General features: G+C 56.0%; 19 protein-coding genes. 5 read left to right on the plus strand and 14 right to left on the minus strand.

Annotated elements, in window-relative coordinates; translation table 11 throughout:
- Positions 1 to 243: 243 nt before the first annotated feature.
- Positions 244 to 1,647 carry a Fe-S cluster assembly protein SufB gene (sufB, locus tag VFA09_13880; protein HZU68360.1) on the minus strand — a complete coding sequence of 468 codons (1,404 nt, stop codon included), beginning with the start codon at positions 1,645 to 1,647 and terminating at the stop codon, positions 244 to 246.
- Positions 1,648 to 2,081: 434 nt separating this feature from the next.
- Positions 2,082 to 2,687: a pentapeptide repeat-containing protein gene (locus VFA09_13885; protein ID HZU68361.1), complete on the minus strand. Its 606-nt coding sequence runs from the start codon at positions 2,685 to 2,687 to the stop codon at positions 2,082 to 2,084.
- A gap of 1,219 nt (positions 2,688 to 3,906) precedes the next feature.
- Between VFA09_13885 and VFA09_13890 the strand changes: the two genes are divergently transcribed.
- On the plus strand, positions 3,907 to 6,870 hold the full coding sequence (locus tag VFA09_13890) for a tetratricopeptide repeat protein (GenBank protein ID HZU68362.1): 2,964 nt from the start codon (positions 3,907 to 3,909) through the stop codon (positions 6,868 to 6,870).
- A 4-nt stretch (positions 6,871 to 6,874) separates the two neighbouring features.
- On the opposite strand, the gene VFA09_13895 is transcribed toward VFA09_13890, so the two are convergent.
- A complete protein-coding gene (locus tag VFA09_13895; GenBank protein ID HZU68363.1) occupies positions 6,875 to 7,048 on the minus strand; it encodes a hypothetical protein in 174 nt (57 codons plus the stop codon).
- A complete protein-coding gene (locus VFA09_13900) occupies positions 7,032 to 9,350 on the minus strand; it encodes a helix-turn-helix domain-containing protein (protein HZU68364.1) in 2,319 nt (772 codons plus the stop codon). Before VFA09_13900 ends, VFA09_13895 begins: the two co-directional genes overlap by 17 nt.
- Positions 9,351 to 9,541: 191 nt before the next feature.
- Between VFA09_13900 and VFA09_13905 the strand changes: the two genes are divergently transcribed.
- The 4 genes from VFA09_13905 (at position 9,542) to VFA09_13920 (ending at position 12,000) form a co-directional block, all read left to right on the plus strand.
- Complete coding sequence (locus VFA09_13905) at positions 9,542 to 10,456, plus strand: SDR family oxidoreductase (GenBank protein HZU68365.1); 915 nt, start codon at positions 9,542 to 9,544, stop codon at positions 10,454 to 10,456.
- A gap of 80 nt (positions 10,457 to 10,536) precedes the next feature.
- Entirely contained in the window at positions 10,537 to 10,935 is a 399-nt protein-coding gene (locus tag VFA09_13910; protein HZU68366.1) for a nuclear transport factor 2 family protein, read from the plus strand.
- A gap of 172 nt (positions 10,936 to 11,107) precedes the next feature.
- Positions 11,108 to 11,566: an ester cyclase gene (locus VFA09_13915; GenBank protein ID HZU68367.1), complete on the plus strand. Its 459-nt coding sequence runs from the start codon at positions 11,108 to 11,110 to the stop codon at positions 11,564 to 11,566.
- A 212-nt stretch (positions 11,567 to 11,778) separates the two neighbouring features.
- Entirely contained in the window at positions 11,779 to 12,000 is a 222-nt protein-coding gene (locus tag VFA09_13920) for a hypothetical protein (protein HZU68368.1), read from the plus strand.
- A 21-nt stretch (positions 12,001 to 12,021) separates the two neighbouring features.
- Here VFA09_13920 and VFA09_13925 read toward each other — a convergent pair whose 3' ends face one another.
- The 10 genes from VFA09_13925 to VFA09_13970 form a co-directional block, all read right to left on the minus strand.
- Positions 12,022 to 12,402 (minus strand): hypothetical protein, encoded by a 381-nt coding sequence (locus VFA09_13925; GenBank protein ID HZU68369.1) that lies wholly within the window; start codon positions 12,400 to 12,402, stop codon positions 12,022 to 12,024.
- Positions 12,403 to 12,639: 237 nt separating this feature from the next.
- Complete coding sequence (locus VFA09_13930) at positions 12,640 to 12,951, minus strand: hypothetical protein (protein HZU68370.1); 312 nt, start codon at positions 12,949 to 12,951, stop codon at positions 12,640 to 12,642.
- A gap of 351 nt (positions 12,952 to 13,302) precedes the next feature.
- The gene (locus VFA09_13935; GenBank protein HZU68371.1) at positions 13,303 to 13,836 is read right to left on the minus strand and encodes a dihydrofolate reductase family protein; all 534 of its coding nucleotides are present in this window, start codon (positions 13,834 to 13,836) and stop codon (positions 13,303 to 13,305) included.
- Positions 13,833 to 14,054 carry a hypothetical protein gene (locus tag VFA09_13940; GenBank protein HZU68372.1) on the minus strand — a complete coding sequence of 74 codons (222 nt, stop codon included), beginning with the start codon at positions 14,052 to 14,054 and terminating at the stop codon, positions 13,833 to 13,835. The genes VFA09_13935 and VFA09_13940 overlap by 4 nt, the downstream gene beginning before the upstream one ends.
- 182 nt (positions 14,055 to 14,236) lie before the next feature.
- Positions 14,237 to 17,446, minus strand: coding sequence for a LuxR C-terminal-related transcriptional regulator (locus tag VFA09_13945; protein ID HZU68373.1), 3,210 nt, complete (start codon positions 17,444 to 17,446; stop codon positions 14,237 to 14,239).
- An 80-nt stretch (positions 17,447 to 17,526) separates the two neighbouring features.
- Complete coding sequence (locus tag VFA09_13950) at positions 17,527 to 17,673, minus strand: hypothetical protein (protein ID HZU68374.1); 147 nt, start codon at positions 17,671 to 17,673, stop codon at positions 17,527 to 17,529.
- A 29-nt stretch (positions 17,674 to 17,702) separates the two neighbouring features.
- Entirely contained in the window at positions 17,703 to 18,206 is a 504-nt protein-coding gene (locus VFA09_13955; GenBank protein HZU68375.1) for a hypothetical protein, read from the minus strand.
- A gap of 39 nt (positions 18,207 to 18,245) precedes the next feature.
- On the minus strand, positions 18,246 to 18,470 hold the full coding sequence (locus VFA09_13960) for a hypothetical protein (protein HZU68376.1): 225 nt from the start codon (positions 18,468 to 18,470) through the stop codon (positions 18,246 to 18,248).
- Between the two features lie 131 nt (positions 18,471 to 18,601).
- Entirely contained in the window at positions 18,602 to 19,405 is an 804-nt protein-coding gene (locus VFA09_13965) for an alpha/beta hydrolase (GenBank protein HZU68377.1), read from the minus strand.
- A gap of 55 nt (positions 19,406 to 19,460) precedes the next feature.
- Complete coding sequence (locus VFA09_13970) at positions 19,461 to 19,910, minus strand: DinB family protein (GenBank protein ID HZU68378.1); 450 nt, start codon at positions 19,908 to 19,910, stop codon at positions 19,461 to 19,463.
- Positions 19,911 to 20,207 lie beyond the last annotated feature (297 nt).

Raw genomic sequence — 20,207 nt, forward strand, 5'->3', positions numbered from 1 at the left:
TCCCCTCTCCCGTATTGGTGACCGTGTGAACACGCCAGCCATCCTTTTGCATTTTCTTTATGTCCCTCCAAAACTGCTGCCTCGCTTCTCTCTTAAACATTCCTGGCGTATACATTTTGACCTGTTGCATTTTCACACATCTCTTTCACTAGCGTCGCTAGGTTCTCCATATTTATCAATGCGATAAATTATTTTTGAAATGACTGTTTGAGGTCATCTCTTGTTACTGTTGGGGCAGGGGGGTTAGCCTACACTGCCGGACATCTCCAACTGGATCAGGCGGTTCAGTTCAACCGCGTACTCCATAGGGAGTTCTTTGGTGATCGGCTCGATGAATCCGTTGACGATCAGCGAGTAGGCCTCGGTCTCATCCAGGCCACGGCTCATCAGGTAGAAGAGCTGGTCGTCACCGACCTTCGAGACGGTGGCCTCGTGGCCGATTTCGGTCTGGTTCTCCTCAACACGGATGGTTGGATAGGTGTCGGTGCGAGCGTTCTCATCGAGCAAGAGCGCGTCACAGCGCACACTGGACCTGGTGTGGTGCGCTCCCCGGTTGATGCGGACCAGGCCGCGATACGAGGCTCGACCATTCCCCTTCGAGACCGACTTCGAGAGAATCTGGGAAGTTGTATACGGAGCAAGGTGCGTGACCTTGGCTCCAGCATCCAGTTGCATACCATCACTGGCGAATGCAACCGAGAGAATATCCCCACGAGCGCCTGGCTCCATCAAGAGCACCGCCGGGTACTTCATGGTGACCTTCGAGCCCAGGTTCCCGTCGACCCATTCCATCGTGGCATCTCCATACACAGCGGCGCGCTTGGTTACCAGGTTGTACACGTTCTTCGACCAGTTCTGGATGGTCGTGTAGCGTACGCGCGCGCCTTTCATCACCTTGATCTCCACGACGGCGCTGTGCAGGCTGTCGCTGGCATAGGTCGGAGCCGTACACCCCTCGACATAATGCACATAGGAACCAGGAGCAGCGATAATCAACGTACGCTCGAACTGACCCATATTCTGTGCGTTGATACGAAAGTAGGCCTGCAGCGGAATTTCAACGCGCACGCCCTCTGGCACATAGACAAAGCTGCCGCCGCTCCACACAGCACTGTTGAGTGATGCAAATTTATTATCGGACGGTGGGATAACGGTGCCGAAGTGCTCTTTTAGCATATCGGGATACAGGCGCAGCGCCGTATCCATGTCGGTGAAGATCACGCCCAGCTTCTCCAGGTCTTCACGCACCTTGTGGTACACCGCTTCACTCTCGTACTGCGCCGTCACGCCCGCCAGGTACTTCTGCTCTGCCTGCGGAATACCCAGTCGATCAAAGGTGTCCTTAATGTCTGATGGGATATCGTCCCAGGTTTTCCCCTGCTTAGCGACTGGCTTGATATAGTAGTAAATGTTATCAAAATCAATGCCTGATAGATCGGCACCCCAGGTCGGCATCGGGCGCTTCTCAAAGAGTTCCAGGCTCCTCAGGCGGAACTTGCGCATCCAATCGGGCTCGCCCTTCATTTCGGAAATCTGCTCAACAACTTTGCGACTCAGTCCCCGCTCGGACTTGAACACATAATTTTCGGCCATGTGGAACCCAGGCGAGTATGCCTGCTGTTCCGTAGTGTATACTTGAGTACTCATCAGAATTCACTCCGTCTCTTACTCTCTATGCATACAGGTAACTCATCGTTCCTGCTCAGCTTTACCTGGCTACGTGGATGGCTCATTCGTACGGATGTTGTAAGTCAGGGTGTTTGGTGCGGCTTCTGGCATGGCAGATCACCGTTGTTGTGAGCCTGGCTCCTCGTCAAATCGACAGAGGGGATGTCAGTGGCATTACTGGGCAGATACAGAAGCAGGGAAGTGCCGAAGCTGTTCCTGTTGGAAGAAAGAGACAAGCTTTTGCTCTTTTTCTTAATTCTATTATAACATATTTATTCATTATTATCAAATCGATTTAGCATTTATTTAGGACTGTTGCAAGATCAGGAAAAGCGGGGATCTAAGGGTTGGCCGTCCTTGAACCCGGCAGTAGTTCGCTGCCAGGTCCTTTCACTATCAATTTGGACTGATCACTATGCCGCCGTGTCATCCGGAATAGCGACACTTCCTGTTCTTCGTTCTTTTGCTTTCAGGCCTTTGTTGAGATTTACCCCGGACAGGTCGCCCTTCTCAAAGGTTGCTTTGCTGAGGATGGTGCCATTCAGGTCCGCGTCTCGTAGATCTGCCGTGTGAAGGTCTGCCCCATTGAGGTCTACCCCGGACAAGTTTGCCTGATCGAATAAACCTTTGCACAGGATGGCACCATTCAGGTCAGCTCCTCGCAGATCTGCGTTGCTGAGGTCTGCCCCCTTCAGGCTCGTGCTGCGGAGAGCAGCGCCACGTAAGTCTGCCGCATGGAGATGTGCCTGCAGCATATTCGCATCGCTCAGATTGGCGCCCCGGAGATCGGCATGGCGCAAGTCTGCTTCTCGCAGGTCTGCCCCTCGCAGGTCCGCTTCTTGTAGATTGGCCTCGGTCAGATCGACTCCGTGGAAATCTATTCCGCGCAGATCAACGCTGTGGAGATCTGCGTTGTGAAGGTCTGGCTCGAAAGCCTGGAGTTCAGGGTATTCCCGTCGCCAGGTATTCCAGGGCGTTTTCCCTGAAAAAAGAAGATCAAGATTTTTCTGACTTGCCATATGGTTCACTTCCTTATTACTACTTTTTTCATTGATACTTTAGACGGGTTCTTGGTAGTTGTTCGGTTTCTTATGCTTCGCTCGGCCCTCGGGTGGGAACCATACATCATGGAACCAAAGTGAGCCAACAAAGATCGCGCTGAGCAGTAACAGGTAGATGAAGTATGGCATAATACTGTCCTTTGCTGTTGTATTCCAGACGTACTTCTTGCTCACAGCGAGTAGGATTTGACGAGAGGAAAAGGTACTGCATAGTATGCAGGTGGCTGGTGCTAAAAGGGATATGGTTGGAGGGACATGTCTCATACGAAGATCTATGAGACTCTTTAACTATACACTATTTTTGACAGAAATGCAACATTTATCAAAGTTAAGAGAGAGGCCAGGACGCAAAAAGCAAAATTCAGTTCCCTATCAGCCTCTTATAGAAACTACAACTGCACTCTCATACCCAGGAGTGGTATCACCATTGTACCGTCCATATCCAGAAATCTCCAAAGCCGCCTCCAGGTATCCGAATAGGACCCAATGCTCGTGAACAACCAGTGCGTCTCTAGCCAAATCTCTATGAGATCTCCTGATTGCAGCTCATAGTCATCGTGTCCAGGCATACCAACTACCCAATAATGATCTGAACGATAATCCAAAGTTCCTATGTGTTTAGTCATATTTCACCTTCGTTGTAGCTATACATAATATCAAATTCCACCAAGAAGCCAACAGCCAGATCGTTTTCGCCATCGCCCGCTACTTTGTTCCATCTACTGATATACTAATCACGCAGCGTTACAGGGAGTGTTAAAAAAATGTTAAAACAGAAACTGTTCGTGTTCACTGAATCGTTTCCTGTATATAGGCTGCGAAATCGTTCAAGGCGGCATGGTCAACAGGCCGTTCCATTCGCTCGCCTCGATAGAGAGCGAGCGCCTGCTCTCCTCATGCCTCCTGTCCTCTACCACACTCTCATTATCCCACTTCCACTGTCCTCTTAGGGGATACAACAAGGATTCGTAAAAATTTGGGCCATTTGCTCACAAGTCTCCTCTCATCTGTACTAATAGTTTCGCTCACTTCCAGCCTAATAGGCCATGTACCCCGCGCATCTTCTCCAAAACACCTTCTGGCGGGAATTGCACGCAGCGTGACAAGTTACCGAACATCTGCTATACTGGTTCGGTAACTGCGACAGCGAACAGAGACGGTCTCAAGGAGCAAAACCATGCCGAAGCCGATCCCTCTCGTACGCGACACTCTCCTGGTGGATCGACGGGAGGAACACGAGCAGATGCTGACCGTCGGAACACCTGAGTGGTATGCCTGGCTGGCCGATGCCGAGACGTTCGCCTTTACGAGTCCCAGCGGCACCTTCACGGCCCGCAAAGAACAGGCCGGCAACCGGCGTGGTGGCTGGTATTGGAAAGCGTACCGCAAGGATGGAGGTAAGCTCTCTTCAGCCTATTTAGGCAAGTCGGAACGTGTCACGCTCGAACGATTACATGTGGTTGCCACAAAACTGGCGGGTAAAGCTCGCCTGCCCAGCAGTGAGAGCGATGTTCACGTTGCATATGGATCCTCGCCTGGGGCATCACAAGATATGTCGATGCTCTCAACTCAACCTGATCAGACATCACTCAGAGCGCACATCCCTCCTCGCAACTTACCGCTTCAACTCACCCCACTCGTTGGGCGCGAACAGGATATTGCCAGCGTGTGTACCTTGCTCCGCCGCCCGGATATACACCTGTTGACCCTGATTGGCATGGGTGGCGTCGGCAAGACGCGCCTTGCCGTACAGGTGGCGATGGAACTCCTCAATGATTTCGCTGATGGCGTGGCCTTCACCTCCCTGGCTCCCATTCGCGACGCCAGTTTCGTCATTCCTTCCATTGCTCACACCTTCGATCTCAAGGCACTCGACCAGCAATCAGTGTTCGAGCGCGTATGTGTCTTCCTCCATGAGAAGCACCTGCTGCTGGTCCTGGACAATTTCGAGCAGGTAGCCGTCGCCGCTCTACAGGTGGAGGAACTCCTGCGGGTGTGTCCCCATCTCAAGGTACTGGTAACCAGTCGCAGCGTCCTCCATCTCCAGGCAGAGCACGAGTTTCCGGTGTTTCCCCTGGCCTTGCCTGACCTGACACGGCTTCCAGCACATGATATCCTGCTCCACTATCCCGTGATTGCCCTTTTCAGGGATCGCGCGCAGGCTGCGCTCCCGTCCTTCGAGGTGACAGCGGCGAATGCGCACACCATTGCGGAAATCTGCGTTCGTCTGGATGGACTGCCGCTGGCGCTCGAACTGGCAGCGGCCCGCATCAAACTGTTCTCCCCCCAGGCCCTGCTCGCTCTTCTCGCACAGCGACTGCAGATCCTCACCGGGGGAGCGCGCACTCTTCCAGAACGCCAGCAAACATTACGCAGAACACTGCAATGGAGCTATGATTTCCTCACATCCGCTGAGCAGTGGCTCTTCCGACACCTTGCTGCCTTCGTTGGCGGCTGGTCCTTCGAAGCAGTCGAGGAAATCTGTCGCAGTGGAGGTAGCTCGACCAGTGACGCATTAAGTGGAGTGGCAGCGTTGCTCGATAACAGCCTGGTGCAACGGGCCAGCCAGGAGGATGAGCAACCACGATTTAGCATGCTTGAAACGGTGCGTGAGTATGGACTGGCATGCCTGGCCGAACAGGGAGAGACCGAAGAGAGCGAACGGGCACATGCGTTGTACTACCTGACATTCGCTGAAGACATTGCGCCTCGCCTGCGGGGAGGCGGCCAGCAGATTCGGTGGCTCAAGCTGCTCAACCAGGAACAGGAGAATCTCCGTGCAGCACTCTTGAAACTGATCGAGTACAAGGAATCAACATTGGCGGTGCGACTCTGTGCGGCATTGTCCTGGTACTGGATCACACGCGGCACTTTTCGCGAGGGAAGCGACTTTCTGGAAGCAGCCCTTGCGCTCCCACCCAGCGCGGTGTCTCCCGCCTCGCGAGCGCAAGCGCTCTGTGGAGCGGGAGATCTGGCCCTGCGACAGGGAAACTATAGCACCGCTGCCCTTTTGCTTGAGGAGAGCATTGCTGGCTACCGGGAGCTAAAGCACACGTCAGGCCTGGCGGAGGCTCTGCTGAATTTAGGATTAGTGCGGGCCTATCAACAGAACTTTACAGAAGCCCGTACCTTGATTGAGCAGAGCCTCTCCCTTTGCCGGGCAGAAGAGGACCAGTGGCTGCTTGGACACGCGCTGGATAGCCTGGCACGGCTGGCCTGGGAACAAGGTGACGCTGAAGCAACACGGCGGCTCTCAGGAGAGAGCATGCGGCTCGGCCAGGAAAGCGGTGAAACACGAGCCCAGATCAGTCCGCGCAAGCTCCTGGCAGCCGTCGCACTTGCTCAGGGCGATGATGCCCAGGCTGAGACCCTTGCCCAGGAACTGCTCGCCATTGCCCAGCAGGTGGGTGACAGGGAATCGGCCTTCAGTGCGCTGTTTCTCTTAGGAACAATCGCGAAAGGCCGGGGAGATGATACGCAGGCCCTCTCGTTGTATCAGCAAAGTTTGGCCCTTGCCCGGGAAACTGGTACGGCGCGCAACATCAGCCTGGTGTACTCGCGCCTGGGAGAGCTTGCCTCCCGCCAGGGCGACATAGTTCAGGCAAATGCGCTCTACCGTGAGAGCCTCTCGCTCGCGCAGACGTTCGAGGCCAAAGCGGTTGTGGGGTGGTCTCTCCTGGGTCTGGCTCGCGTAGCCCGTGTCCAGGGACACTATGAGCGAGCAGCAATTCTGCTTGGAGCCGCTGAGGCACGCCTGAATGTCACCATCGATCTGAATCTCACTGAACGCACCGACTATGAACGCGAGGTCGCAGTGACGCGTACCTACCTGGGGCAAGAGGCCTATGCGCAAGCACGAGAGAAGGGGCGCAATATGAGCCCGGAACAGGTTCTCACAGCATCGGAACCGACTATGAGCGCCAAACCGCGTGGTCCATCAGCCTACCCCGACGGGCTGACCATGCGTGAGGTGGAAGTGCTGCGTCTCGTCGCGCTCGGATTACCCGATGCCCAGGTGGCCGGCAAGCTGGTAATCAGTCCCCGTACCGTGCAGGGCCACCTGCGCTCCATCTATACCAAGATCGCTGTCAACTCGCGCAGTGCCGCAACGCGTTACGCCATTGACCACAAACTGATCTAAGTACCTATCCGAATAACCCGGCGGCTAGATGCGCGATCAAGTCACAGGCGAAATGGGGAAAGGCCAGAGAATGCCCCAGCTTTTTGTTGATAGTGGGCGAGCAGACGGCGAAAGTGGTTTCGTCACGAATGCACTCGTTCCACGACGAGGCTTCGCGCCTTTCAGTCTGATAACGCATTGTCAATCGCTTCCTCCTGCGTGAGCGTTGTCCCTGTGTTCCATGCCCTGATAAAGGCTGGCCTGTCAAGTGCCGCTTTTGCGGTTGCAACAACCTGCTCGAAGGCTTCGCGCTCGGCTGGTGGAAGTGGTGCTTGCGCTTGTTCGCGCAGCCTCGCCGCTGCCGCACAGAGGCGTGTGGCCTGCGCGTAGTGTCCTTCTGCACAGATGGTGGCGGCATAGCCCTCCAGACACCCGGCTGTGTAGAGGGGACTACTGAAAGTACGATAGAGCGCAAGAGCCTCGCGGTAGCGCGCTGTGGCCAGCGCATAGTTTTGCTGCTGGCGGGCCAGGTGGCCGAGCAGGGTCGTCATGATGGGGATATCCCATGTGATCCCGGTGGCTCGTGCATTGGTAAGGGCTTCTTCTAAGAGGGAAGTAGCGCGTGCTGCGTCACCCCGCATCCTTGCCACATCTGCAAGACCGGACAGGGCACGGCTCATGAGGCCCATCTGCTCTATTCGCCTGGCATGTGTATAACTCTCAGTAAAGGCTACCTCCGCTTCATCAAGCTTGTTGCTCTCCTGGGCGATCATACCAAGTGTCGCGAAGGCATTGCTGATACCGTTCTGGTCGGCAATCCTTTGAGCCAACTGTAAGGCTTCCTGCGCAAAGGCTTCTGCCCCACGATCCACCTTTCCGTGGCGCACCAGGGTTCGCCCTAAGCCACAGAGCCTCTCTATACGCAGTGTGAGTGGTGCAGTATGCTCTCCCTGCTCTCTTGCCTTGAGGTCCAGTGCCAGCATGCGTTCGAGCCACTGCTCGGCCTCGCTCATCTGACCGTGGACATGCCAGAGGCGCGCAAAGCCTGTCAGGCGCAACCCCAGTTCCGCCTCATGTTTCTCATCCGCCCACTGCAATGCCGCACGGGCATTGGACAATTCGTGTGTCAATACCAGTGGAAATTGCGCATCGCGCGCTCCCTCCTCCGGCCCAAAGTGTGCAAAGACGGTCTCTGCCAGGCGGGCGTAATAGGCGGCATGGCGACGTCGGCACTCCTCTTCTTCCCCTGCAGCACGCAGCTGCTTCAGGGCATAGTCTCGTAGAATTTCCAGCATGGTGAAGCGCGTGACGCCATGTGCCAGCATCTCCGCTTGTACGAGGCTGGCATCAACCAGGGCGGCAAGCGTGAGGATAGTTTCTTCTGCCGCAACCTGGCCCTCGGCTACACAGACCGCCTCCGCCGCTTGCAACGTCCAGCCCCCGATGAAGACGCCAAGGCGACGAAAACACCGCTGTTGTTGCTCCGTGAGCAACTCATAACTCCAGGCGATCGCGGCCTCCATGGTTTGCTGGCGCGTCGGCAGGTCTCTAGCACCTCCGCGCAGGAATTCCAAACGATGAGTCAACTGCTTACGCAACTCGGCTAAGGAAAGCGCCTTGAGATGCATAGCGGCCATCTCAATAGCCAGGGGAAGGCAATCCAGTTGTTCGCAAATGGCCGCCACCTCACTTCCCGCGTAGGCTCTGCCCGCTTGCCTGGCCTGAGCTCGCTCGTAGAAGAGCGTTACCGCGTCTTCGAGCAGGAGTGGGGCCAGCAACAGCTCCTGCTCGGCACGCAAGCGGAGAGGCGTGCGGCTCGTCACGAGGATTGACAAGCGGGGACAGCTTGCCAGCAGATCGGCGACGAACGATGCTGCACCGTCCAGGACCTGCTCAACATTGTCGAGCACCAGCAGCAGGTGCTTGTTGCTCATGAACGCCTGCACCTGCGAGGCATACGAGGAGTTCGCCTGTTCGCGGATCCCAAGGGTCTGGGCTATCACACCGGCAACGAGCGTCGCATCGCGGATGGGTGCCAGCGGAACGTACACGACGCCATCGGTAAAGTCAGGAGCGAGATCTTGAAGAAGCTGAAGTGCCAGCCGCGTCTTGCCAACCCCGCTCGTTCCTGTCAGCGTGAGCAGGCGGGTATTGCTGCGACGCAGCACATCAAGCGCGTAGGTGTGTTCCTGCAAACGCCCGATGAGTCTGGTCGGAGGAAAAGGGAAACCAGGCGAAAGGGAATCAGGAGGGGCTTCAAGAGAAGCGGCAATCTCTGGCCGGGCAGCGCCCAGAAGCAAGGTACGCTGTTGGGCTGAGAGAGATAGAGCGCTGGTCAGTAATGCGAGCGTGTCAGCGTGCGGGGCGCCATGAACCCCCCGCTCCAGATCGGAGATCGTTCGCGCGCTAAGGCGAGCGCGTGCTGCCAGCCCCTCCTGCGAGAGACCTGCACCCTGGCGATAGCGCTTGAGAAGCGCACCAAAGCGGCTCTGTTCCTTCATACTTCGTCCTTCTGTCAGTTGTTCTTTCTGCTCTATGATAGCACATGAGCGTGACGGGGAGAGATATGTGAGAAAGATGTGCCTATTATTCATGGTGAAAGGAAGCATAATCATCTATACTCTCAGCAGGAACTACCTTGACAGAGTATCACCCTGAAGTGGTGACTATGATTGTGTGAAAGGAGTTGAACATGATCTTGATCGTTGGAGCCAGTGGGCGTCTTGGCAGCGAGGTCGCTGAGCTACTGCTTGCACAAGGCAAAGCAGTACGCGCAATGACTCGAACCCCGCTCAACCTCGGCCATCTCAAGCAGCAAGGGGCAGAAGTGGTGAGTGGCGATCTCCGCAATCCGGCATCCCTTCTGAGTGCCTGCCAGGGGGTTGAGCAGGTGGTGGCAGCGGCCCATGCCCTCGTTGGAAAGGGCGACAACAATCCCCAGACGGTTGATGATGCGGGCAATCGTCAGTTGATTGATGCGGCCAAAGCCGCAGGCGTGAAGCACTTCATTTTTGTGTCTGTTCGGAGTGCCAACCCCGATTCTCCACTGGAGTTCTTCCGTATCAAGTACCGTACAGAGGAGTATCTCCGGGCCAGTGGCCTGAGCTTCACCATCCTGCGCCCCAGTGCCTTCATGGACCTGTGGGTCCAGTTGGTAGGCCAACCCATTATAGAACAGGGCAAAACCACTATCTTTGGGCGGGGCACCAATCCGATCAATTTTGTGGCCGTAAAGGACGTTGCTCGTTTTGTCGGCATTGCGTTGGAGGATGCTCGCGCACGCAATCTGGTAATCGAGGTTGGTGGGCCAGAGAACCTGACGCTGAATCAGGTGGCCGAGATATGTGAACGCGCAAGCGGACACCAGGCGAAAACGCGGCACATCCCTCTGCCGATGATGCGTGTCATGGCCATCCTGATGCAGCTAATCAATCCCGCTTTGAGCCGTCAGATACGTGCTGGCATCTATATGGATACTGCGGATCTCCGCTACGACATGAGCGAAACTGCGAGTGAATTTGGCATCCAACTCACTCCGTTAGAGGAGTTCGCTCGTGGCATCGCGACGAATACTGATCATCTTGAAACTGTGAGTAAGCCCGGTTAGAGACAGTTCGAGGAAGAGTAATCTCTGACGGATGAGTTCAGAGAAAAGATGAGCGACAAACAAGAAAGAGAGCATTTTCGATGAGAGAAGAACAGAGACAAGCAGCACACGTGCAATCGTCCCCCAAACTGGTATTCGAGCGCATGATCCGGGCCGCGAATGGCCACGATCTGGACGCGATGGTCGCGTGTTTTGCGCCGAACTTTCGCAGCGAGCAGCCTTTTTACCCGGAAAGAAACTTCACTGGTCAGGCAGGTGTACGGAAAAACTGGAGCTTCTTCTTCTCAACGATGCCAGATTTCCGTGCAGAGGTACAAAGTTCAGTGGTAGAGGGAGAGACTGTGTGGGCCGAACTGTCCTATTATGGAACACAGACCGACGGAAAGAAACAGGTGACGCGAGGTGTGACTATCTCAGGAATTCAAGATGGGCAGATTGCCTGGTCGAAGTTGTACATTGTGACGAGTGCGGAGCCGTAGTCGGGAAAGGCACGCGCACAGATTCTCTCTTCCTTGCTTTCGACACGCGTCGCACAAATAGGTAATGCCATCACGTAATCCTGCCGATGATCTTTGCAGGCAAGCCGGGTAGACTATGAACAGAAAGATCGTCACCCCGCTCAACGGGGAAGAAAAGAAAGAAAGAAATTCCATGTCAACCGAACACACCAAATCTATCGCCACTCGTCTCGCCGACGAACTCTTTAACAAGGGAAATCTGGGCATCGTTGATGAACTCATTGCTGCCGATGCCATCGACCACAACGAGCCGCTCGGAACGGATTGCCGCCAGCACTTCAAGCAAGTCGCCACTCTGCTGCGGAGCGCTTTCCCTGATCTCCACTTCGCGTTCGAGGATGTTATTGCCGAGGGAGACAAGGTTGCTGCCCGCACCACGATGAGCGGAACGCACCAGGGTCCAGGCGCATTCTTCGGCGTCCCTCCTTCTGGCAAGCGCTTCGAGATTCAGCAAATGCGCCTGCTCCGCATCGTGAATGGGCAAATGAAGGATAGCTGGGCGGTGATTGATATGCTTGGCTGGATGCAACAGCTCGGTGCGATACCGATGCGCCCGGTTGCAAGCGGCGAGGCTCTTATTCGCGGACACTAGGGGAGGGTTTCCGCAAAGACCGGACCCTCTCCCAGCATGCTCGTCGTCATCGGCCCTGCCATGCGAACGCTTCACCTGAGCCGTAACGCGAATTCTCAGGTGGAGCGAGTCGAGCGCGGAGCAGGCGAGCGTGGAAATCGTACCTGTATTGCAGTTCATGTAAGGAGGGTGTACCAACACCTCTTGCTTTTTACTACGATGGAGAAATCACCATGTATCACACACACCACCACCACTTGCCCTCCTTTTTTTCACGTATCTGGCTCTCCTTGAGCGTTGGCTGCCTCCTGCTGGCATTGTTGCTGACCGCTTGCGGTTCTGGAGACACCGGCACAGGAACAACTTCGGCCTCTCCGAGCGTGAATATGCCTACGCAACAAGGAAATCAGGGCGCTAAAAAATATGTCGTGAACGGAGACAGGGTCAACGCTTAGCGGGGAGCTTCTGGAGCAACATCAGCCCCACAGATCCTTAGCGGGGATTTTGGGGGGTAAAATTGTCGGGACCCCTACACTGCCCAGAAACCATTCACAGATCGCATTGGCCCGGGGGATGTGATAGGGTGGTTTCAGTATCTTGATGCCGCTGGTTGCAGCCACGCGCGAGAAATTGGGTCCAAACTTGCTATCACGAGCGCGAATGAGATACTTCGGCCCTTGTCCAAAAGGAGGTGCTTCGCGCAGTTGTTGCGCCGTCCACGCGTCGGTAGGAGAGCGAGTGACGCCCACGTGGGGGACTCTGCGTGAGGACATATCGATAATGAAAAAGGCAAACAGCGAACGAAAGAAGAGATCGGTGACCTGCAAGCGCATCACACACCCAGATGTCTTTGGCATGGTTCTGCAGGAAGGGAGCCCAGGTCTGTCCTCGCTGTCTTGGGGTGCGAGCAGGCCTCATATACTTCTCAATGGTGCGCTTGCACACGTGAAGGCCTAACTTGAGGAGTTCGCCCCGGATGCGTTCTGCTCCCCACAAGCGATTGTCCCTTGCCATCTCCGCCAATCAAGGCCACAGTTTCCTGAGATATCCTTGGTGTGAGAGAAGCCGCCCTCGACTTATCCTTCCAAAAGAGCTTAAAGCCCTGACGATGCCAGCGCGAGCCTCGTCTCTGGCTGAACGATAAAAAGAGCCTGCTTCCAGGTCCGCACCAGGCTTGCCAGCAGGACGAGCAGCATCCTGTCCTTCTTGGTGCAAGCAGGCCGTTTCACCTGGCGACGCAGGAGCGCGTTTTCTGCCACAAGCTCGGACTTGTTTCTGGCAAGGTCCGTTAGCATTCCAAGTAGCAGCGAGGTGGTGTTGGGTTTGGTCCAGGCGACAAAGCGGTGGTGCAGCGACTGAAAGCCATGACCTGCGAACCGCTTGAAACAGGTGAGAATCCCATGCACAGTCGACGTGCTCCTTTGGTGAAGATAGGCAAGTGAATGCTTGCCATTGTACTCTTCCTCTGAGGAATCGGCAAGCTGCTAGCGTGGAATGGCAGGGCGATGGAAAAGTCGAGTCAAGTGAGGTCAACTGTACCAAGGCGCTCCGACAAAATCAAGCTCGTTCTCGCGACTTTTCCATCGCCCTGCGTGGAATGGGGTGCTCTCAAAGGCCTCACCGTGCCGATGGATGCCCCAGGTAGCCAGCACAGGGGTACTTCCTCTTCTCTGGCTTTGGTGATTGTCTCGGTGGTCCTGGCTCCTTCGATTCCACGGAGCCAGTCTAACATATGGCTCCGTGGATGTCTTCTATTGTTACCCAGCTGCCTCGTAGATCAGCGTCAGCATCCCAGCCTTGTAGGGTTTCGTATTCGCCAGTTGAAGCTGGGCCTGATCCCCTTCTTGAAAGAGACGCTTTCCTTTCCCCAGAACCAGAGGAGCAACATGCAAGGCGTACTCATCGATGAGGTGATGCTGTGCGAGCAACCGAACCAGGTCGGCACTTCCCTGCACCAGCATAATCCTGCCGGGTTGGTCTTTCAGTTTCGCCACTTCTTCCGCGATATTGCCTGTGATGACATGGGAGTTGTTCCAGCTTACGTCTTTCAGAGTGCTGGAGACGACGTATTTGGGGACGCCGTTAAAGATGTCAGCCATTGGGCCAGAGCGTTCAGACCAGGCGGCAGCCATTTCCTGAAAGGTCTTACGTCCGAAGAGCATCGCGTCGACCTCCTGAAGCGCGGTCATGACATACTCTCCGATTTCTTGATCCATGTATGGGAACACCCAGTTTTCGGGCGCTTCCATGACTCCGTCCAAGGTCAAAATCTCGGACACTTGTAACCTCATGTTCTTTTCTCCTTTGTGCTGGTTTCGCTGCGTTCGAGCGAGAGCAGAGTTAAACTCAAGTGATCGATCTTGGTGAGTACTCCATACAGGGCGGCTTGATCTGCAAGCATACCGGAAAGCTGTGAGGTGCCATCCTCCTCATGCACAATCTCCAACCCCTCCAGCCACTCTTGCCAAGAGGGGTCGAGGTGCCCTTGAATGCGGATCGCAACGTGCATGAGTCACCTCCTCTCCTGTTATGATGTACTTTCTCAAAGGTCGTTGAGAACAGTATAGCTTTTATAGAGAGAACAAACATCACCTGTATTCGTGATTGAACGGGTGATTTTAGACGAGGTCTCCGGGTTCGTCCGGGTGATTTTTGTTATCCAGATCAAAAGGATGCCCGGGCCTCTGGCGGCTAGAGAAGGTGCAGGCGCTGCACGACGGCAATGGCCTCGGCGCGGCGGCTCACACCCAATTTGCGATAAATACTGCTGACCTGGGTCTTAATCGTGTTGGGGGAAACGACCAGAGCTGCTGCCATCTCAGCATAGGTGTGCCCTTCAACCAGGAACCGCAGCACCTGTTGCTCCTGTCGAGAAAGTGGCTCGATGAGCCCTCCTTGCACTGCATTCTGCTGTGAATGGTTTAAGGTCTTATGAGTAGCAGTAGATGCGGCTTCACTACTGTGCGGAAGTCTATCTTCCACCTGCTCAAAGGCTGCCAGCAAGCGCAACACATACGATGGAGAAATGGTGCCGGTAGAGGCATTACGCTCTGATTGTGCCTCCAAGAGCATCGTGAGCGCCTTTTCCATAGACGGGCCAGCATCCAGATAGAGGCGAATGTAGCCCTCCGGCTCGGTCATTGCGAGGAGTCGAGCCGCCACTGTTTGTGCGTGCTCGGTCTTGCCAGCCTGCAAGAGCGCTACTACGTACAGAGCCATCCATTCAAGTGTTTTTTCGATATCTGCCGGTTGATCCTGGTGCCAGTTGAAGCGCTCAAGCGTCTCGACTGCCTGGAGCGGCTTTTGCTGTGCGAGGGCGACCCGTGCCAGGAGCAGTACCTCCCATTTGCGCAGGGGATCCCAGCTTTCCCTGGAGAGGGTAGACTCCGCCCCGGCGGCCCAGGCGCTTGCCTCATTCAGGTTGCTCTCGGTTAGCCATATCTGGACGCGGGTATCGACGACCCAGCGCACATTGTTAGCGAACTGCTCTTGCCCAAAGAGCGTCTCCGCCTTTTGCAGCGCCTCCTGTGCCGCACGCAGATCTCCTCGCGCGAGAGCCAGGCGCGCGGTTGATCGTTCCCCGATCATCAACAGCTCCACCTGTTGCCAATCCTGTGCGATACGCAACAAGCGGCGCAGGGCATCCGCAGCCTCATCCAGGCGATTCCAGGCGTAGGAGACATTGAAAAGGGCGAAGAGCAGATAGCCTGCTACTGGCGTTCCGCCGCTGATCTGCTCGTGCAGGGTGAGGGCAGAGAGGCATTCCCGGTACGCCTGTTGCAACTGTCCGGCTTCAAGATACGCCGTAGCCAGCCAGGTCATCACGCGGAACGTCACCAGGTGGTCTCCGGCCTTACTGATCCATTGTAGGGCCTCACGCAGCTTTTCCACCAGCGACGCGCTTGATTGTTGGAGCGACAATGCTAGCCAGAAGGCGAAGGAGAGTGGAATCAGTTGCCAGATCGCTTCGTCATCGCGAGGCAGCACTTCTAGTTCCTGAGTCAGCAGACGCAGGCGCTCTTTGTTTCCATGTCCCAGGATGGCTCTGGCCTCCAGCAGGGCATGCAGCAGGCATAGACGCCGCTCGATCAATGCCACCTCTGCCTCTGAAAGCAAGTGCGCCTCCTGCCCGTGCAGGATGGTTTCCATACGTGTGATGGTTCTCTGTACCTGAGCGGCCATGCTGGCATGGACCGTTTCAGTGCTGATGTGGACGGAGTTGAGGAAGCGCAGTGCAGCATTGAGGGCCAGGCGCACGTGCCCACATAGGACACTGTCTGGCAGAGCAAGCACCAGGTTCTGCATGGTTCTGGCTTCGCCGCTCAGCCAGAAGTGAGGAGCTGCCTGCTCCATCAAGGAAGCGGTCAGAGGATGGTCAGGCGCGGCCAGAGCGTGCGTAATGGCCTCGCGCCACTCGCCCTGCGTCTCGTACCAGCGCGCTGCTCGCGTGTGTAGAAGCGGTAGCAGTTGTGGCTGAGATGCGTGCAACTGCACGTGCAGGGCCTCACGAAACAGGTCATGATAGCGGTACCACTGCCGCTGCTCATCCAGCGGAACCACGAAGAGGTTGGCCTGCTCCGCCTCCTCCAGCATCTGCTGGCTGTCCTGCAACGAAGGACTCGCGGTGATGGCATGGCATAAGGCTGCATTCATCCTGCTCACCACTGATGTTTGCAGCAAAAAGTGCAGAAGTGGAACCGGCAGCCCCGCCAGAATGTCCTGCTGCACATAGTCCAGCAGGTAGCGATGGCTGCCAGCAAAGTCCGAGACCCAGCCCGAAAGGTCCTGCTGCTTGCGCAGGGAGAGCGCAGCCAGGCGCAGACCGGCGATCCAGCCCTCTGTACGGGAATTCAGCGTAGTCACGTCTTCTTGCGAAAGGGGCAAACCCATCTGGTGCAAAAGGAAAGTAGTCGATTCTTCCTGCGTAAAGCGCAAATCACCGGAACGGATCTCGAGCAACTGCCCGCGCGCTCGCAGCCGCGAGAGCGGGAGGAGTGGGTCCGTGCGCGTGGCGAGGACAAGATGGAGGTTGGCAGGCAGATGATCGAGCGCGAATGACAGCCCTTCGTGGATGGCCTGTTCAGAGATGAGATGGAAATCATCCAGGATCAAGACGACTTCCCGGTCAAACTGCATGATCTCATTGAGCAAGGCTACCAGGATGGTTGAGAGCGGAGGGGCCTCTTGAGCGCGCAACAGGGCAAGCGCTTCCACCCCGAGCGAGGGCAGGCAATTCTGCAAGGACGCAACGCAGGATGTCCAGAAGCGAATGGGATCATTATCCAGCGTCTCCAGGGAGAGCCAGGCAACAGCCATGTGAGCATAGGGCGCCAATTCTCGCCCTGTCTGTAACGAGGCAGAGGCCACCCATGCCGAGAGTAAGGTGGTCTTCCCACTGCCGGCAGTGGCAGAAACGAGGGTCAGCGGGTGAGTGAGGATGGCATCTAGCTCGCGGAGCAGGCGCGCACGCTCCACAAGCCCGAGTGGCAAACGCGGCGGTGTGAGCCTGGTGGCAAGTAAGGAGATTGCTTGCCCGGACGCTGGTGTTGCGAGAGTACGAGCAAGAGAAGGAGAGGGCTGCAAACTCGTAAGCGCTTTGGCCTGCTCCTCTAAACGGGCAAAGGTCACCCTGGCACTGGGTCCGAGGTAGCGCTTGCGCGTGTGATGGTCCTGGGTGCGATAGGCGTACCAGTAGCCATCTCCCGCCGCTCGTGCTTCTTTGACGACAGAGACCCGGCCAGCCTGCCCTGCAAAGGCAAAAGAACTCTGCTCGCTCAACCAGCGCGAGAAGGCTTCACTCTCCCCAGAAGAGAAACGTCGGTGAACTTGCCCACGGATGTGCAATTCATACTGTTGGTGCTCTTCCGACCATAGGAGGGTATATGGTGATGATCTGGGCACGGCTCTCTTCCTTCTCTCATTGGGTGTTTTACCCCTATCCCCCAATTTCCAATGAGTATAGCACAAGAGCTAAAGGATTCTCAATGCTTCCTGCTGAGTAAGGCTTGCTCGCAGGACTGGCAGATGGCGAGCAAGCGTTCCTCGAGCGTAGCAACCTGCTCGATCAAGGCAGCAACTGATGACCACGGGTGCTGCACTCCTGCGTACTGCGCCTGCTTTGTGATCAATTCCGCGACCTCGACTTGGTTCGCCTCTCTTAAAAAGAGCTGGCATGCACTTTGTGCCGTAAGCCAAGAGGCAAGGCAAAGTAGAAGAGATGCATGGGGAGCCGCTCAGGCACCTGGGTGTGAAAGGTGCGAGCGAGCATGCGCAGGGCCACAACCCCGCCAAACATCCCTGGCTTCCACAGTTCTTGCCGCAGATTGGCACCAATAGATGGCAAAGTTCGCTCGATCATTTGCCGCCGACTGACTGTGTCAACGGGTCGAAGGGTAGTGCGCATGATGTAAGGTTCATCGGTATACGCGAGATCCATCCCCTTGGCTCGCCAGGCTTTGAGCAGGTTCTCCACCGACAAGACCACGCAAGGGAAGCCCTTGGGGTCCTGAACCAGGATGTGATCCTCCTCCACGCTGAGCACTACAACATAGTGATCTGCACCGTGCAGATACGGATAATTGGGATTGTAGGTCAGATCGCCCATATTCAGCGGGCCGATCAGCACCGGACCGTGTTGAACGGCTGCAAGCAGACGCGCCAACGCCTCCCTCTCGTCGCCACTGCACTCCAATTTGCATGTTCACCCAAGCGTCTCTATCGCACGTGTTAGTCCGAGATCGGGATTGGGGCTGCTGAAAAAGAAGAGTTCAGCTTCTTTGAAGTACGTATAGCCAAAGGGCATCGTGGTGAGGCATTCGAGAAAGCCGGTTGCGAGCAGACTTTCGGCGGATGCCCCACTTCCCAGCAGGCTCATGTGGAGGCTGTTGGAAAAACAATAATCGCCGCTTCCAATATATGACAGCATGGAAGTTCCTCCTTCGTGAATAGCTCTGGCCTGCAAGTCGCAATCCTGACGATAAGATACGACGCACTACAGGATGAGCAAAGAACAGAAAGTGGCTTTTATTATCAGGGCGTTACGCCATGTATGGGCGATCAGGTGTTGATGGCCTCCTCCACCCGATCCAGCCACTCACGCATGAGAGCGTGGCAAAGAGCATCCTGTTCGATAGGCACAAAATGTCCGGCGCGATCCAGCACAGAGAAGGTCGCTCTGCGATAGGTGTCCAGCAGATCCCAGGCGGCCCGGTATCCAACAACCTGATCCTGCCGCGCGGTGATAATGAGGGTGGGGCCATCAAAAGGAACGGGTGGCGCCACCTCAAAGGAAGAGGGGCCTGCCGCCTCCAACTGCTCCTGGTGGGGGAAGTCGGCGAGCTGGACCTCTGCCAGTACCTGGCGCACCGCCTCGACCACCCTGGGAGTCTGCACCACGATCATGTCAGCGACCGGCCCAAGCTCGGAAAGACACAACGGATCTTCCACCAGGATGGTCTTCTCTGGCAGCCGAGCCTGTGCAGGGTCGGCCTTCACCTGGGGTGCGCAGAGCATCAGGCCGTCGATCAACGTTGTCCTGCGCGAGACGACGCCACGGGCCAGATACCCTCCATAGGAATAGCCAGCAAGTACGAAGCGCTGAGAGGGGATGATCGCATCGATGAAGGCCAGCATCGTATCGAGCATAGCATCATGCGTAGCCAGCCGGTCGGGGGCAGGAGTGCGTCCGGTACCGGGCAGGTCAGGATAGATGCGCAGCCAGTCATCTCGCTGTGTGAAGAGCGGTTCCATGAACCGCTCCATGATGCCGTGATCGCTCGGTCGCCCGGGCAACATCACGATGGGTCGCCCGCTGCCGTAGGTCTCATAGGAGATTGCGAGATCTCCAAGATGACATTCCATGCGCTCCTCCCTCCGTTCATGCACACAAAGATTCTGGGTGTCCTGCGAGTGACAATCACCAGGTATAGAAACTTTTCAGGCCATACGTTCCGAGAGCGAGGGAAAGCTCGCCTCCGTGGTATATCTCATGTTCCATGACATGCCAGACAATCCACTGCCGGGTATGCGCAGGCTCTTCTTCTAGCCCTTGATTCCGTAGCCATGTCTGATGAGAGGCCGGAGGGAAAAAAAGCTGCTCCAGGTCAGTGGAAGTCCAGCGCTCCAGGGCGGAAGAGATCACGCGCCAGCTCTTTTCAAACATAGCGACCAGTGAAGCTGCCTTGTACACGCCTGGCTCGCCATTGTTCTCCTCATCGTCCCAGTCCAGATTGGGATCTCCTTCACCCATCCAGAGGTGGAACCAGTTGAAGCGCGCACCGATCATATGCTCGAGAAGCTCGCCGATCGAGCGCTGCTGTGGTCCAACAGAGAGGGCAAGTTGTTCAGGTGAAAGTGCTGCGATGATTTAGACCAGGGCGTGTTGATAGTTCTCCCAACCTGGTTTGTAGAACGTAGCGAGGGGAAATTCCTGTTCTGTCATAGTTGTCTGCTCCTTGCTTCTGATACTGTACTCCAATTGTACAAGTCAATGTCAAGCGAAAACTCTACGACGATAGCCAGACAGGGCTTGTGAATGATTGCTGAGAGAGGCTTCTCACGAGAGAGAAGATAGCGATATCCATCAAATCTTGTCTCAAGGAGTTGCCTCTCATGGAGTGTATCGCACGCCAATGTGTCCTCCCTGCTCTCAGCAGCGAGCAAG

It is taken from the genome of Ktedonobacteraceae bacterium, assembly GCA_035653615.1.
GTDB lineage: Bacteria > Chloroflexota > Ktedonobacteria > Ktedonobacterales > Ktedonobacteraceae > DASRBN01.

Bases quoted from the DNA above. Each gene is read 5' to 3' on its own strand.
- VFA09_13915 (HZU68367.1), top strand. From the start codon at position 11,108: ATGTCAACCGAACACACCAAATCTATCGCCACTCGTCTCGCCGACGAA.
- VFA09_13890 (HZU68362.1), top strand. From the start codon at position 3,907: ATGCCGAAGCCGATCCCTCTCGTACGCGACACTCTCCTGGTGGATCGA.
- VFA09_13965 (HZU68377.1), bottom strand. From the start codon at position 19,405: ATGGAATGTCATCTTGGAGATCTCGCAATCTCCTATGAGACCTACGGC.
- VFA09_13935 (HZU68371.1), bottom strand. From the start codon at position 13,836: ATGAGGTTACAAGTGTCCGAGATTTTGACCTTGGACGGAGTCATGGAA.
- VFA09_13960 (HZU68376.1), bottom strand. From the start codon at position 18,470: ATGCTGTCATATATTGGAAGCGGCGATTATTGTTTTTCCAACAGCCTC.
- VFA09_13920 (HZU68368.1), top strand. From the start codon at position 11,779: ATGTATCACACACACCACCACCACTTGCCCTCCTTTTTTTCACGTATC.
- VFA09_13940 (HZU68372.1), bottom strand. From the start codon at position 14,054: ATGCACGTTGCGATCCGCATTCAAGGGCACCTCGACCCCTCTTGGCAA.
- VFA09_13895 (HZU68363.1), bottom strand. From the start codon at position 7,048: ATGCGTTATCAGACTGAAAGGCGCGAAGCCTCGTCGTGGAACGAGTGC.
- VFA09_13905 (HZU68365.1), top strand. From the start codon at position 9,542: ATGATCTTGATCGTTGGAGCCAGTGGGCGTCTTGGCAGCGAGGTCGCT.
- VFA09_13900 (HZU68364.1), bottom strand. From the start codon at position 9,350: ATGAAGGAACAGAGCCGCTTTGGTGCGCTTCTCAAGCGCTATCGCCAG.
- sufB (HZU68360.1), bottom strand. From the start codon at position 1,647: ATGAGTACTCAAGTATACACTACGGAACAGCAGGCATACTCGCCTGGG.
- VFA09_13885 (HZU68361.1), bottom strand. From the start codon at position 2,687: ATGGCAAGTCAGAAAAATCTTGATCTTCTTTTTTCAGGGAAAACGCCC.
- VFA09_13910 (HZU68366.1), top strand. From the start codon at position 10,537: ATGAGAGAAGAACAGAGACAAGCAGCACACGTGCAATCGTCCCCCAAA.
- VFA09_13925 (HZU68369.1), bottom strand. From the start codon at position 12,402: ATGCCAAAGACATCTGGGTGTGTGATGCGCTTGCAGGTCACCGATCTC.